This is a genomic window from Nocardia sp. NPDC050412 (genome assembly GCF_044458825.1).
Lineage (GTDB): Bacteria > Actinomycetota > Actinomycetes > Mycobacteriales > Mycobacteriaceae > Nocardia.
This window is the reverse complement of the sequence record NZ_JBITIJ010000007.1, coordinates 393,165-407,217: the sequence shown is the minus strand read 5'-3', so window position 1 is coordinate 407,217 and position 14,053 is coordinate 393,165. Positions and strand designations below refer to the sequence as shown.

At 64.7% G+C, this 14,053-nt stretch carries 16 protein-coding genes; 10 read left to right on the top strand and 6 right to left on the bottom strand.

Annotated features, from left to right (window positions below; all coding sequences use genetic code 11):
• Positions 1-78: 78 nt before the first annotated feature.
• Together ACIBI6_RS22055 and ACIBI6_RS22050 are read right to left on the bottom strand one after the other, a co-directional pair.
• Positions 79-1,365, bottom strand: coding sequence for a thymidine phosphorylase (locus ACIBI6_RS22055; protein ID WP_364346507.1), 1,287 nt, complete (start codon positions 1,363-1,365; stop codon positions 79-81).
• A gap of 308 nt (positions 1,366-1,673) precedes the next feature.
• A complete protein-coding gene (locus tag ACIBI6_RS22050) occupies positions 1,674-2,087 on the bottom strand; it encodes a cytidine deaminase (RefSeq protein ID WP_396957529.1) in 414 nt (137 codons plus the stop codon).
• 175 nt (positions 2,088-2,262) lie between these two features.
• Here ACIBI6_RS22050 and ACIBI6_RS22045 point away from each other — a divergent pair, with 175 nt between their 5' ends.
• The 7 genes from ACIBI6_RS22045 (at position 2,263) to ACIBI6_RS22015 (ending at position 8,719) form a co-directional block, all read left to right on the top strand.
• Positions 2,263-2,766: a hypothetical protein gene (locus tag ACIBI6_RS22045; protein ID WP_396957528.1), complete on the top strand. Its 504-nt coding sequence runs from the start codon at positions 2,263-2,265 to the stop codon at positions 2,764-2,766.
• Between the two features lie 7 nt (positions 2,767-2,773).
• Positions 2,774-4,207, top strand: a complete 1,434-nt coding sequence (locus ACIBI6_RS22040) for a hypothetical protein (protein WP_396957527.1) — start codon at positions 2,774-2,776, stop codon at positions 4,205-4,207.
• Between the two features lie 521 nt (positions 4,208-4,728).
• The gene (gene sdhC / locus ACIBI6_RS22035; RefSeq protein WP_364346499.1) at positions 4,729-5,127 is read left to right on the top strand and encodes a succinate dehydrogenase, cytochrome b556 subunit; all 399 of its coding nucleotides are present in this window, start codon (positions 4,729-4,731) and stop codon (positions 5,125-5,127) included.
• 84 nt (positions 5,128-5,211) lie between these two features.
• Positions 5,212-5,643: a succinate dehydrogenase hydrophobic membrane anchor subunit gene (locus tag ACIBI6_RS22030; protein ID WP_396957526.1), complete on the top strand. Its 432-nt coding sequence runs from the start codon at positions 5,212-5,214 to the stop codon at positions 5,641-5,643.
• Between the two features lie 93 nt (positions 5,644-5,736).
• The gene (gene sdhA, locus ACIBI6_RS22025; RefSeq protein ID WP_396957525.1) at positions 5,737-7,503 is read left to right on the top strand and encodes a succinate dehydrogenase flavoprotein subunit; all 1,767 of its coding nucleotides are present in this window, start codon (positions 5,737-5,739) and stop codon (positions 7,501-7,503) included.
• Positions 7,503-8,273, top strand: a complete 771-nt coding sequence (locus ACIBI6_RS22020; RefSeq protein WP_396957524.1) for a succinate dehydrogenase iron-sulfur subunit — start codon at positions 7,503-7,505, stop codon at positions 8,271-8,273. Before sdhA ends, ACIBI6_RS22020 begins: the two co-directional genes overlap by 1 nt.
• Before the next feature lie 92 nt (positions 8,274-8,365).
• Complete coding sequence (locus ACIBI6_RS22015) at positions 8,366-8,719, top strand: GNAT family N-acetyltransferase (protein WP_396957523.1); 354 nt, start codon at positions 8,366-8,368, stop codon at positions 8,717-8,719.
• An 83-nt stretch (positions 8,720-8,802) separates the two neighbouring features.
• Here the strand turns inward: ACIBI6_RS22015 and ACIBI6_RS22010 are convergent, their stop codons facing one another.
• The 4 genes from ACIBI6_RS22010 to ACIBI6_RS21995 all read right to left on the bottom strand — a co-directional run bounded on the left by ACIBI6_RS22010 (position 8,803) and on the right by ACIBI6_RS21995 (position 11,536).
• The gene (locus tag ACIBI6_RS22010; RefSeq protein ID WP_396957522.1) at positions 8,803-9,486 is read right to left on the bottom strand and encodes a RadC family protein; all 684 of its coding nucleotides are present in this window, start codon (positions 9,484-9,486) and stop codon (positions 8,803-8,805) included.
• Positions 9,487-9,595: 109 nt separating this feature from the next.
• On the bottom strand, positions 9,596-10,453 hold the full coding sequence (locus ACIBI6_RS22005) for a MerR family transcriptional regulator (protein WP_396957521.1): 858 nt from the start codon (positions 10,451-10,453) through the stop codon (positions 9,596-9,598).
• Positions 10,446-11,309 (bottom strand): alpha/beta fold hydrolase, encoded by an 864-nt coding sequence (locus ACIBI6_RS22000; protein WP_396957520.1) that lies wholly within the window; start codon positions 11,307-11,309, stop codon positions 10,446-10,448. The genes ACIBI6_RS22005 and ACIBI6_RS22000 overlap by 8 nt, the downstream gene beginning before the upstream one ends.
• A 23-nt stretch (positions 11,310-11,332) precedes the next feature.
• Positions 11,333-11,536 carry a type II toxin-antitoxin system VapB family antitoxin gene (locus ACIBI6_RS21995; protein ID WP_364346483.1) on the bottom strand — a complete coding sequence of 68 codons (204 nt, stop codon included), beginning with the start codon at positions 11,534-11,536 and terminating at the stop codon, positions 11,333-11,335.
• 118 nt (positions 11,537-11,654) lie between these two features.
• Here ACIBI6_RS21995 and ACIBI6_RS21990 point away from each other — a divergent pair, with 118 nt between their 5' ends.
• The 3 genes from ACIBI6_RS21990 to ACIBI6_RS21980 all read left to right on the top strand — a co-directional run bounded on the left by ACIBI6_RS21990 (position 11,655) and on the right by ACIBI6_RS21980 (position 14,051).
• Positions 11,655-12,215: a DUF4396 domain-containing protein gene (locus ACIBI6_RS21990; protein ID WP_396957519.1), complete on the top strand. Its 561-nt coding sequence runs from the start codon at positions 11,655-11,657 to the stop codon at positions 12,213-12,215.
• 127 nt (positions 12,216-12,342) lie between these two features.
• Positions 12,343-13,236, top strand: coding sequence for a phenylalanine 4-monooxygenase (locus ACIBI6_RS21985; RefSeq protein ID WP_364346479.1), 894 nt, complete (start codon positions 12,343-12,345; stop codon positions 13,234-13,236).
• Positions 13,237-13,379: 143 nt separating this feature from the next.
• Positions 13,380-14,051, top strand: a complete 672-nt coding sequence (locus tag ACIBI6_RS21980) for an ester cyclase (protein WP_396957518.1) — start codon at positions 13,380-13,382, stop codon at positions 14,049-14,051.
• The last annotated feature ends 2 nt before the right edge of the window (positions 14,052-14,053 follow it).

Sequence of the window (14,053 nt, the reverse complement as noted above, 5' to 3'; positions counted from 1 at the left end):
GCGCCGGGGATTCGGGCGTGCCATGCGAATTCGCGCGCCGACGAAATTGCGCGCCGGGCGAACTCGGGTGCGGTGGTGTCAGGGGGCGATGCGGTCCAAGATCAAGGGGGCTTGCGGTGGGGGCGCGGTCCCGATGGTGAAGGAGTTCTCGAGGGCGGCGAGGGCGCCGGGGAAGGCTTGCGTGGTGTCGGTGTGCAGGGTGAGAAGGCGTTGGCCCGTGGTCACGAAATCGCCTGGCTTGGCGTGCATTTCGATGCCTGCGCCGAATTGGACGGGATCGCCCTGGCGGGCTCGGCCCGCGCCGAGTCGCCAGGCGGCCATGCCGACGGCCATCGCATCGAGGCGGGTGAGCACACCGTCGTGTGCGGCCCACACGGTCTCGGTGTGCTTCGCACGCGGCAGGGGCGCGTCCGGATCGCCGCCTTGGGCTTGAACCATGGCGCGCCAATGGTCCATTGCGCGACCATCGGCGAGGGCGTCGGCCGGGTCGATATCGAGTCCGGCCTGAGCGACCATCTCGCGGGCGAGGGTGAGTGTCAGCTCGACGATATCGGCGGGGCCACCGCCGGCGAGCACCTCCACCGATTCGGCGACCTCTAATGCATTGCCCGCGGTGCGTCCGAGCGGAGTGTCCATCGCGGTCAGCAATGCCACCGTCCGCACCCCGGCATCGGTGCCGAGTTCGACCATGGCCGTTGCCAATTCGCGCGCACCGTCCAGGGTTTTCAGGAAAGCGCCGGAGCCGACCTTCACATCGAGTACGAGCGCGGCGGTCCCTTCGGCGATCTTCTTGCTCATGATCGAGCTGGCGATCAGCGGTATAGATTCGACGGTCCCGGTGACATCACGCAACGCGTACAGCCGCTTATCGGCGGGGGCGAGATCGGCACCCGCCGCGCACACCACCGCGCCGATGCCGGGATCGGACAGGATCTCCCGCATCCGCGCCACCGGCACATCGGCCCGCCACCCCGGGATCGCCTCCAACTTGTCCAATGTCCCGCCGGTATGTCCCAACCCGCGCCCGGAAAGCTGCGGCACGGCAGCCCCACACGCCGCGACCAAGGGCGCCAACGGCAACGTGATCTTGTCGCCCACCCCACCAGTCGAATGCTTGTCCACCGTCGGCCGCGGCAGATCCGTGAAGTCCATCCGCCGCCCCGACGCGATCATCGCATTCGTCCACCGCGCTGTCTCTCGACGCGTCATCCCCCGCCACACGATCGCCATCGCCAACGCCGCCATCTGCTCGTCGGCCACCACCCCCTTGGTGAATCCATCCACCACCCAATCGATCTGCGCATCCGACAGCTCTCCGCCGTCCCGCTTGGCCGTAATGATCGAAACCGCGTCCACTGCCGTCACACCGGCAAGTCTGACACGTGGCACGCTCGCCGCCTGGAACTTGTCGGTGCTCTCCGATAGCCTCTGCGCATCATCGAGTCGACGATTGGGGGAGCGACGTTTTGGGGAGAAATGACGCATGCACACCTGGACCGCCGCGCGACGGATCTCGAGGCCCGCATCCGCCAGGCCGACGAGCGCTTCGGCGAATCCCAGTTGAAGCTGACGCGACGAGTCACAGGACTGGATGGGGCTCCCACCGACTCAGCTCGCGGACGTCGAGAGGTCGACGGAAGCCGAAATCGTCGAAGAGAATTGCTGAGGACAACCTAGGTCTGTCCGGCATCCAGATCGTCAGGTCCGAAGGCGTCGGGGAGCAGGGTTCGAAGCGGAACCGGTCCGGTCTTGTGGTCCACCAGAAGATCGGCCCCGCCGTGTTCGTAGAGCAACTGTCGGCAACGCCCACAGGGCATCAGGATTTCGCCCCGGGAATCGGTGACCGAGAGCGCGAGCAACCGGCCACCGCCGCCCGCGAACAGGTTCCCGATCAGTACGCATTCGGCGCACAGCCCTAATCCATAGGAAGCATTTTCCACATTGCACCCGACGACCACTCGCCCGTCGACCAGCCCGGCCGCCCCGACCGGGAATCGAGAATACGGCGCGTACGCCCGCTGCATGACCTCATATGCGCTGGTCCGCAATAGTTTCCAGTCGATATCCACGTGTTCGCTACCTTCCATGGTCTTGGGGCGGTTTCGGTATGGCGGGCGACTCGGCTGGTCGAATTCTCCCGGCCATGCTCGATGTCGCCCGGTTCGCCCCACACCTGATCGTCGGCCTGACCAGATCTCGATGCGCGGCAACAGATTTCGGATATCATCGAATTCCCTTCGGCCCCTCCGGAAGGTGGCATCGGTGTCCAGCCCGATCAGCGACGGCCTGTGGAATTCGCACGTCACGCCAGAAAGCTATGCGGACCGGTACCAGGACGCGGTGCTCGAACAGTACAAGCTGTATGTCGAGATGGCCGACCGGATCAGCGCCCGCCGCAGCCTGACCAACAGCTTCTTCCTCACTCTCAACACCAGCGCCTTCACGATCATCGGCGTGATGCTGCAACTCCATCCGAGCCGCGCGGTGTGGACGCTGGTGTGCCCGACAGTGGCGCTGGTCGTGCAGTGCGGGGCCTGGTACTACCTGCTGCGGTCCTACCGTCAGCTCAATGCGGCCAAATATCAGGTCGTCGGCGCGCTGGAGGAGCGATTGCCCGCGTCACCGTATTGGCGGGCGGAGTGGACCGCACTCGGTCAGGGTCGAAACCGGCGTCTCTACCGGCCGCTCACCCATCTCGAGCAGTGGGTGCCGGTGATATTCGCTCTCACCTACGTGATCACCTACGTCGTCGCCGTCCTGAAGTGATGCCGGCATGACCGCGGAGGACCTTCGACAACGTGTGCGCGCGACGGAATCGAAGGCACTGTGGTCCGGGCTCGGCAACACCGCACTTGCGCTGCCGTGGGCGGCGGCACTCATCGGACTGATCTTCTTCGCACCGGATTTTCTGTACAGCGGTATGCCGCAGGTGCCCTTGTCGGGATGGCGTCAGTTCGTGCTGTTTCTGGCGCCCCTGTGCGGGTTCGGGTTGTGGGAGCGCGGCTCCGAAGGGGCGCGCAACTGGCATGCCTGGTACAGCGCGCATCGGGTGCGCCGGAAGGTCGAACGTCATCCCGATCGCGCCGCACTTTTGGTGCCGCCGCTCGAGGCGCATTTGAACGAGTTGCGGGTAATCCGGGGGCACCGTCAGGTGGCGCTGCGGCGGGTGCGGTGGGTCGTGATTCCGATCGGGCTGATCATTGCGGTGCTGCTGTTCGGCGTGCAGACCGAGGACCCCAATGGCACGCTGCGCGATGCTCCGGAGGCGGTGGTGCCGATGGTCGCGATACTCGCGGCCATATCGGTGGTCATCATCGCGTTCGCACTACCACGCTGGCGACGCTGGTACGCGGCGTATATCGCCGAAAAGTGGTCCGGTGACCCGGCATACGCCGCGGCGCTAAGTCACCTCGGGCCCGATCCCCACTACGTTCGCGCCTCCGAGATTCCCCCGTTGCGAGTGCAGTTCGTCAAACCGAAGTCGGTCGACTACCGGTTGACCGTGGTGTCGGCCGCGCGCAACGTGTTCAAATCACCGCCGCTGGAGATCGCCTATCTGCGACTGTTCGAGAATCAGGCCAGAGTTCGCAATTTCCTGCACGGCGCGTGGCGTGAATTCGGCTATGTCTACATTCTGCGTAGCTCGGGTTCGGTCAGCCCGGCGGAGGTTGCCCGAGCGCGGGCCGACAACGCGATACGCACCATGTTCGCCGCATCGCCGCGCACCTTCCGCACCGCGCTGGCCGGATTCGGATCCGAGCCGCTGCCGCCGGGTAAGCACCGGCTGACCGGGATCACCAATATGCCCGAACGCGTGCACGATCCGGCCGGTAGCTACCCCGTCCGCGCGCTGCTGTGCCACGGCAGTTTCTGGAAGAGCGCGGTCGACCTGCTGTTGGCCAGAGTCGACCTGGTGGCGGTCGATCTGTCGGGATATGTCCCGGCCAACACCGGAACACAGTTCGAACTGCAGCGGGTGATCGACCGCTTTCCGATCAATCGCGCGGTGCTGCTCTGCGATGCGGGCAGCGACCACACTTTCATCGAGGCTCAGGTGCGCTACCACTGGTCGCAGATGGCTTCGGGTTCACCCAACGCCGGGGCCGCCGAACGCTCGATCCTGGTCGCCGTCACGGGCGCGGGGCGTCCCGCGGACCGCGAACTCATGACGCGGTTGCTGGAACGACGCCGATGGATGTCGTCGTAGCGAATTTCGGCTGTCGCCGATCGGAATCTGCGATAGTTTTCTGTTACCGATGAGTAGGTTATCGTTCGTCGAATGAGACATTTTCCACATTGCCGACGCTCACAATTCGGCCCGTCGAACTGAGAGCCCCGGCGCCGACCGGAAACCGCGAGTTCGACACATAGGCATTGCACATAACTTGAATTGCCTTGTCGCACAAGATTTTTCGGTCTCAGTCTGATATCGGCGGCCCCTCAGGGACCGAGCCGCACTTGCCCGCGCAGGGGCCACGGCACAACCCATTACGCATCAAGAAAGGTAAACCTAACTCGCTCGACTGTAGCGCAACGCACGGCCTGCCGAATTAGTTCCGCGATTGCGAGGGGATTAGAGTCCAGATCAGATCGGTTCAGGTTCCCGGCGGCGGGCCCCGCGCGAGCTATTTGGAGCAGCAAAGCGCAGCCACCTGGGCATTTACATCCACGTCGCCTGCCTCGGACTTGCAACCGGGTCCATCAACGACGTTGGAGGCACCGCACTCTATGACCACGACAGAAGCTCCGGCACAGCCGAAGCGGAAGACGCTGTACCGAGGCGACCCCGGAATGTGGTCCTGGGCGCTACACCGGATCACCGGTGTCACCATCTTCTTCTTCCTCTTCGCGCACGTCTTGGACACCGCACTGGTACGGGTCAGCCCCGACACCTACGACCACGCCATCGAGACCTACAAGAACCCCATCGTCGCCCTGATGGAGATGGGTCTCGTCGTCTGCGTGCTGTTCCACGCGCTCAACGGCGTACGCGTGATTCTGGTCGACTTCTGGGGCAAGGGCCCGAAGTACCAGAAGACGATGCTCTGGGTGATTCTGGCCGTCTGGTTCCTGCTGGTGGTTCCGGCCGTCGGCCGCCAGTTCTTCTACCTGTTCACGGAGCACTGATCCCATGAGTGAGCGAAGCGAACGAATCATGAACACAGCCGCCAGTGCGGTTATGCCGGAGCCGAGCGCCAGCGAGGTGCAGGCATGAGCGCACCTATTCTCGGTAAGTCCTACGACCGGCCCGCGAGCCTGGATCTGCCCCGCTCGCCGCGTGCCCGCTCCAACAACAACTTCGAGAAGTACGCGTGGCTGTTCATGCGCTTGTCCGGCCTGCTGCTGATCGTGCTGGTCCTGGGCCACATGACGATCATGCTGCTGCTCGACGGCGGCGTGAAGCGCCTGAACTTCGCCTTCGTGGCGGGCCGCTGGTCCAGCCCGTTCTGGCAGTTCTGGGATCTGACCATGCTCTGGCTCGCCCAACTGCATGGCGGCAACGGTTTGCGCACCGTGATCGCGGACTACTCGCGCAAGGACTCGACCCGGTTCTGGCTGAACACCCTGCTGGCCATCTCGATGATCCTGATCGTGGGCGTTGGCACCTACGTCATCTTCACCTTCGACCCCAACATCAGTTAGGAACAGGCGAACTCCGATGAGTGAGCGCAGCGAACGAATCATCGACACAGCGTGTTTCACACATGCCGGAGCCGAGCGTAGCGAGGTGCAGGCATGAGTGAATCCCGGATTCAGGAGCACCGCTACGACGTCGTCATCGTCGGTGCCGGTGGCGCCGGTATGCGCGCGGCGATCGAGGCCGGTCCCCGAGCCCGCACCGCCGTCCTGACCAAGCTCTACCCGACCCGCAGTCACACCGGCGCGGCCCAGGGCGGCATGTGCGCCGCATTGGCCAATGTCGAAGAAGACAACTGGGAATGGCACACCTTCGACACCGTCAAGGGTGGTGACTACCTGGTCGACCAGGACGCCGCGGAGATCATGGCCAAGGAGGCCATCGACGCGGTGATGGACCTGGAGAAGATGGGTCTGCCGTTCAACCGCACGCCCGAGGGCAAGATCGACCAGCGCCGCTTCGGTGGTCACACCCGCGATCACGGTAAGGCCCCGGTTCGCCGCGCGTGCTACGCCGCCGACCGCACCGGCCACATGATCCTGCAGACGCTCTACCAGAACTGCGTCAAGCACGACGTGGAGTTCTTCAACGAGTTCTATGTGCTCGACCTGGTCATGTCCGAGACCGATCGGGGTCCGGTCGCGACCGGTGTGGTCGCCTATGAGCTGGCCACCGGCGAACTGCACGTGTTCCACGCGAAGTCGATCATCTTCGCCACCGGCGGTTCCGGCCGGATGTACAAGACCACCTCGAACGCGCACACGCTGACCGGTGACGGTATGGCGATCGTGTTCCGCAAGGGTCTGCCGCTGGAGGACATGGAGTTCCACCAGTTCCACCCGACAGGCCTTGCCGGTCTGGGCATTCTGATCTCCGAGGCCGTCCGCGGTGAGGGCGGCATCCTGCGCAACGCCAGCGGTGAGCGCTTCATGGAGCGCTACGCCCCCACCATCAAGGACCTCGCGCCGCGCGATATCGTCGCCCGCTCCATGGTGCTCGAGGTGCTCGAGGGTCGCGGCGCCGGACCGAACAAGGACTACGTCTACATCGACGTGACCCACCTCGGCGAGGACGTGCTCGAGGAAAAGCTGCCCGACATCACCGAATTCGCGCGCACCTACCTGGGTGTGGACCCGGTGAAGGAACTGGTGCCGGTCATGCCGACCTGTCACTACGTGATGGGTGGCATCCCGACCCGGATCCGCGGCGAGGTGCTGCGCAACAACACCGATGTGGTGCCCGGCCTGTACGCCGCCGGTGAGTGCGCGTGCGTCTCGGTGCACGGCTCCAACCGCCTCGGCACCAACTCGCTGCTCGACATCAATGTCTTCGGCCGCCGCTCCGGCATCGCCGCCGCCGAGTACGCCCAGCGTACCGAGTTCGTCGAGATGCCGGAGAGCCCGGCGCAGATGGTGCAGGACTGGCTGGCCATGCTGCTGTCGGATCACGGCAACGAGCGGGTCGCGGATATCCGCACCGAACTGCAGTACACGATGGATATGAACGCCGCGGTGTTCCGCACCGAGGACACCCTCAAGCAGGCGCTCACCGATATCCACGCGCTCAAGGACCGCTACACCCGAATCACGGTGCAGGACAAGGGCAAGCGTTACAACAGCGACCTGCTCGAGGCCGTCGAGCTGGGCTTCCTGCTGGAGTTGGCCGAGGTCACCGTGGTGGGCGCGCTCAACCGCAAGGAATCGCGCGGCGGCCACGCCCGCGAGGACTACCCGGACCGCGACGACGTCAACTTCATGCGGCACACGATGGCCTACAAGGAGGGTGCGGAGCTCATCTCCGATATCCGCCTCGACTTCAAGCCGGTGGTGCAGACCCGCTACGAGCCGATGGAGCGTAAGTACTGATGACTGCCGTACTCGAAACACCCCCGCAGAAGGCCGCACCGGTGCCCGAGGGCTCGGTCATGGTCGACGTCAAGGTCGCCCGGTTCAACCCGGAGGACGACAAGGGCGCGCGCTGGGAAACCTTCCAGGTTCCGGTACTGCCGACCGACCGCTTCCTGAACGTGCTCATCTACATCAAGTCCTACCTGGATGGCACGCTCACCTTCCGGCGCTCGTGCGCGCACGGTGTCTGTGGTTCGGATGCCATGCGGATCAACGGCGTGAACCGGCTGGCCTGCAAGGTGCTGATGAAGGACATGCTGCCCAAGAGCGGCAAGTCCCTCACCATCACCGTCGAGCCGATCCGCGGCCTGCCCGTGGAGAAGGACCTCGTGGTCAATATGGAGCCGTTCTTCGACGCGTTCCGTGCCGTGAAGCCTTACCTGATCACCTCGGGTAACGAGCCCACCCGCGAGCGCATCCAGAGTCAGGCCGACCGCGCCCGGTTCGACGACACCACCAAGTGCATCCTGTGCGCCTGCTGCACCACCTCCTGCCCCGTGTACTGGAGCGACGGCAGCTACTTCGGCCCGGCCGCGATCGTGAACGCACACCGCTTCATCTTCGACAGCCGTGACGAAGGTGCCCGCGAACGCCTCGACATCCTCAACGACGTCGAAGGCGTCTGGCGCTGCCGCACCACCTTCAACTGCACCGATGCCTGCCCCCGCGGCATCGAGGTCACCAAGGCCATCCAGGAAGTCAAGCGCGCACTGCTGTTCGCACGCTGACCCGAGGCACCCGAAGGCCGCCCGCATCGAAAGACGCGGGCGGCCTTCGTCGTCTGCGCAATAAACGGCGGTACGGATGCGTTCCACGGGGCATGAGCGAGCGAACAGTAAACAGAGCCGAACCGAAAGTAGAGGTAGTCGGCGTTCCGGCGCGCAATGCGTACGAGATCCGACTCGATGGCGCGACTGTCGGCGAGGAGTTGTATTTCGATGACGGTGTGCACCGTGTCTTCTATGCGACCGAGGTCGATCCGGCGTTCGGCGGCCGGGGATTGGGCAGCGTTCTGATCCACGACGCGCTGGCGGAAACCGTGGCGAGCGGCCGCCGGATCGTGCCGGTGTGCCCGTTCGTGGTGCGGTGGGTCACCAGGCACGACGACTTCGCGGCGAGTGTCGACGAGCCGACGCCCGCACTGCTGCAACGCATTCCGGTACTGCCCCGCTGACCGCAACACACCGGATCAGCAGGCTGCAGCTGTTCTCACATAGGATGCATGCGGTCTTATGCCATTCCTATTGCGCCGCAGCATCATTGCGTTGACCGGTGCAGCGGTGCGGCGCTGGCCCACCTCTCCCCCGCGATCACCACGTGGTCCAGGAAGCGCAGGCCGACGGTATGGGCGGATTCGATGAGCAGGCTGGTCGCTCGACGGTCGTCGAAGCTGGGGACCGGATCGCCGGAGGGGTGATTGTGCACGACCGCGAAGGCGCGACCGTCGTGGCGCAGCACGGTATTCAGGATTTCGCGGACCGGGACGGCGACCTGATCGATCGCACCCTCGGCGACGAATACCTTGTGCCGCAATCGATTCTGCGCATCGCACACCAGCACCAGCAGCCGTTCGACGCGGGCACCGGCGAACAGCGGCAGCGCCACCCGGACGATATCGGCGGCGCCATCCAGACGCGGGGCGGTTTCCGGACTGTTGCGGGCCCTGGTGGCGAGGTGGAAGGCGGCGATGATGGCCGCGGCCTTGGCCTCCCCGACGCCCGCGCGCCGCGATAATTCCTCTGGCCGCGCGGCAGCCAAACCGGCGATGCCGCCGTGCTCGGCGATCATTTCGGCGGCCATATCCAGTGCGCTTTCGCCCTTGCGTCCCTGGCGCAGCAGCACGGCGAGTAATTCGCTGTCGCTGAGCGCGTGCGGTCCGAGCGTCAGCAGCCGTTCCCGTGGACGTTGCCCGGATGGCAGTTTGGTGATGGGTACCGACATCATTCCCCCTCGAATGCGGTGCGATCTTGCGCATCATGCCAGCCCCCACCGACAGGTCGAACGCGATGGCGATCATGGTCTGCGCACCTGTGACGAGGCAGCTGATTTGTCACCGGGCACGCGGTCGGCGACTGAGAGGAGGAGGTGTTGCGGCCGCACGCTGTTCGCGGTCCACGCGCTCGAGCTTCGTCCACCCGGTCCAGCCTCGCTTCGTCAGTAGCTCGATCAGTCGACGCGCCGGCGGCGCGGTATCGAGTGCCAGTGTGTCCAGCAGCATGGCGAGCGGCGGCTCGATGTCGACATCGCCGATGTGTTCCTCGCCCTGCTTGTCGGCCAGCTGCGTGAGGTAGGCGGCCGTATTGTCGGCCAGCTCGATCAACCGTGGGTCGTGGTCGGACCAGTCGAGTGCCTGGCCCAGGGTGAGATAGAAGTCGATGAGCTGCGGGGCGGCGAGCTGCTCCCGCTTGCGTGCCACCCATTCCGGGACTCGCTCGGGTGAGTGCGCGGCCAGCGGAATCCACCCGTCCCGTTCGACCCGGACGATCCGCTCGTCGACCCCGAGCGCCCGCAGCCGGTCGAGAAACTCGACTACCTCCCGCGGCAGCACCAGGTTGTCCCCGGCGGCGAGGCGAGCGATCCGCTCGCGGTGCTGCTGCCGCTCCCGGATCTCCGCCCGTAGCCGCTTGTCGATGTCAGCGACGGCCGCGACGAACTCCTCCTGGTCGGCCTGCAGCAGCTCACGCACGCGTGTCAGCGGAACCCCCGCCTCGGCGAGGGTTCGGATCTTGATCAACTCGACCAAGTCGCCAGCGCCGTACCTCCGATAGCCGGAGTGGTCCCGCTCCGGCTCCGGCAACAGCCCCTTGGCGTGATAGTGCCGCACCGCCCGCACCGTCACTCCGGCGTACGACGCCAGCTCGCCGATGGTCAGCATCGAGCCCGTCTCCTGAACCTGGGAGCTATTCACGAAGTCGCCTGACCGGCTGAGCCTGCGTATTCCCGATAATCTGGGCGATCTGCGGGGCGTGAGTGATGACCAGCCCGTGACCGGCGTCGAGCCAGGATGTGCAGATGTGCGGCCGCTCGCGGACGAGCCGCTCGACGCCGGCACGCCAGTTCTGGTTGCGCCACAATGCCCGCCCGTCACTACTGTCGCCCGCCATCGAGGTCGACATGACCATGCTGATCGGACACTCGATCTTTCGATACTGGTCAAGGATTCCGGACCGAATCACATCCAGCTCGAGATTGAGGTCAAGAATGTCCTGCGCGGTGAGCGAGACCTGACGTGAGGAGCCCTTGGTGGCCTCCTGGCGCGTTGCAAAGTCCTCCCACATTGCACGGAACTCCGGTAGGTCGGCCTCGCTGATGAACGGTTCGGGCACCGGGTTCGCTCCGTCTATGAGAACGAGCTCGGCCACGGCGCTTGGATACGCGCAGGCGTAGTGCACGATCAGGTCCGCGCCCAGCGAGTGGCCAACGAGCACGGGCGGCGAGGGTAGGTCGAGGCGCTGCAGCTTCGCCATGACGGCGACGAAATCACTCAGGAACGAATCGAAGGTGTACCGGTCGGCGGCCGAAGTGAGGCCATGGCCCCGCAGATCGAAGGTCACTACGTCGTGGTCGCGTCGCAACAGCTCGGTCAACTCATGCAGATCGGCCTGTGCCGTGAGCAGCCCGGGCAACAGGATCAGCGGTCGTCCCCCGCCGCCGCGACACACCGGGATTACGACCCCGTCGTGGTGAACCGCGAAATGCTGCATCGCAGTGGTTTTCGTAATCATGCCGACCATACTGAGGGGTTTCCCCTGCGTCAGGGTCAATCGCCGGGACGACAGAGTTCCGCTCAGCCGTCGGCAACCGCGATCTCGGGACCGGGCAGGGCACACAGCACACCGGCAGCCAATCGCTCCAGATGGTGAAGTTGCCGCTCGTGCACAACGATTCGGCGCAGCGCCTCGTTGATGGTGGCGCTGCTCGTCGACGTGCCCATGATGGCGGCCGCGGCGGCGAGCAGTTTCTGGTCGAGATCGATCCGCACGGATTTCATGCGCCCTCCTTCGTACATTCGCCATATTGCTTTATCCGGCTCGCCCACGTCTGGCAAATCGGGCACAACAGCCGGAATCCGTGTTGACTAATTACCCTACCGGGGTATAGTTCCCGACATGGAGCACGAGCACGGAACGCCCATCGGACACCACGAACATGCTGGGCATGCAGCACATTCCGCGCATGCGGCAGCCGCCGAGCACACTCGGCACGCAAACCCCGAGCAGCACGCTCCAGCGTCCTGGCAAATGGCCGCTCAGGCCACATTGCACTGCCTCACCGGTTGCGCGATCGGTGAAATCCTCGGCATGGTGATCGGCACCGCGCTCGGCTGGAACAACACCGCGACAATGGTGCTGGCGATCGCGCTGGCCTTCTTCTTCGGCTATGCACTGACCATGCGCGGCCTCCTGAAAGCGGGTCTGCCGCTGGCTGCCGCGATCACCACCGCGCTGGCCGCGGATACGGTCTCGATCACGGTCATGGAAATCGTCGACAATGCCATCATCCTGGCTGTGCCCGGTGCGATGGATGCGCACCTGGATACGGTCATGTTCTGGGCGACACTCGCCTTGTCCCTGGCGGTCGCCTTCATCCTCACCACACCGGTCAACAAGTGGATGATCGGCCGCGGCAAGGGCCATGCGGTGGTGCACGAAATGCACGGCCACCACTGATCAGCTCGCCGCAGCCCCAGCCGGTCTACTGCCGGTAATAACGCGAATAAGTCCGCCCAGCTAGGCAGTTTGTCCAGCTGGACGGGCTTTTGTTGTCGCAACCGACCGGCGGTGCTTGCATCGAGGTATGTTCACCGAAGCTCAGCTGTACTCGCCGGTAACCCGATCCGGCGACGGCGATGTCATGGTGCACCTGAGCGACGAGCACCCAGGCGTGCACGATCCGGATTACCGCGCCCGCCGCAATGCGATCGCCGCGCTGGCGCTGGATTACGCACCGGATAAAGCGTTGCCGCATATCGACTACACCGATGAGGAACAACAGGTGTGGCGCATCGTGTCGGCCGAACTCGCACGCAAACACCAGAAGTACGCCGCCACCGAAGTGCTCGCGGCCGCGGCCCGGCTCGATTTGCCGAGCGACCACATTCCGCAGCTCGACGAGGTTTCCGCGGCACTGACCCCGCTGACCGGATTCCGGTATGTGCCTGCCGCCGGCCTGGTGCCGCTGCGCGAGTTCTTCGGTTCCTTCGCCGATCGAACCTTCCACTCCACCCAGTACATCCGGCACCATTCGGCCCCGCTGTACACCCCGGAACCCGATGCCATCCACGAGATCATCGGACACGCCAATCAGATCGCCAGCCCGCGCTTCGCCGCTATCTACGAGGCGGTCGGCGCGGCCGTCGCCCGGCTGACCACCGAGACTGCGCTGAAGTTCCTCGCCGATGTCTTCTGGTTCTCCATGGAGTTCGGTGTGGTCCGCGAGCACGGCGAAATCCGTTGCTACGGAGCCGGATTGTTGTCCTCCTACGGCGAGATCGAGGAGTTCCAGCACGCCGAGCTGCGACCGCTGGACGTGGCGACGATGGGCACCGCCGTCTACGACATCACCCACTACCAACCGATTCTGTATTGCGCACAGTCGATTTCGGAGATCGAGGATGTGATCGGCGGCTTCTTCGCCACCATGGACGACGATTCGCCGCACCGCGCACTGCACACATCCGGTAGAATGTGACACATCATCATTTTAAACTCGAAAGTTGCTGGGAGACATTAGAGTTCGGCAAATTCCCGTCCTCGACACTCCTGCCGCGACAACAGACCAACCGGCTGTTAGCCTGCCTCGCGTCCGATCTCTTCGAAGGGGCGAGAGCCGAGATGACAGTTGATACACCGGATTCCACAACCGAGACGCCGCTGTGGCTGCAGGGCCGGGACGCGGTGGTCGCCGCGACGCCGGCCGAGGATTGGCGCAACGGCGCGCCCGACTACCACCTGACCAACGAAACCGTGCCGCGCGAGCGCACCACCGACCACGCGGCGGGCTCGCTCGAGGCCATCGTCGAGGATCTGGTGCGGGTCTTCGAGATGGAGGTCTCGCACAAGAAGGACCCTGCGACCTGGGTGTCGCTGGTGGCCGAGCACTACCGGGGCCGGGTCAACGGCGGACCATGGCAGGACGCCGAGGAATTCGCGCGGATCGGCAGCTACAACATCCTGATCGGCGATAACCCGTACTACGAGGTCGAGCGGGAGACCTTCGAGTCCTCGCACGCGACCTTCCACACCGCCTTCCCGAACGGCTTCTTCTGGGAGGTGCTCGAGGTGCTGGCCGGACCACCCGCTGTCACCTTCCGCTGGCGGCACTGGGGTCACTACGACGGTGAATACAAGGGCCACCAGCCCACCGGCGCATTGATCGAGATGTTCGGCGTGACGATCGCCAGGGTCAGCGACGACCTGCGCATTCTCGAACTCGAGCATTTCTACGACAACAACAAGCTGCTCGGCCCATTGGCACATGGGTGCCCGGTTACCAAGTCCGCCTAGGA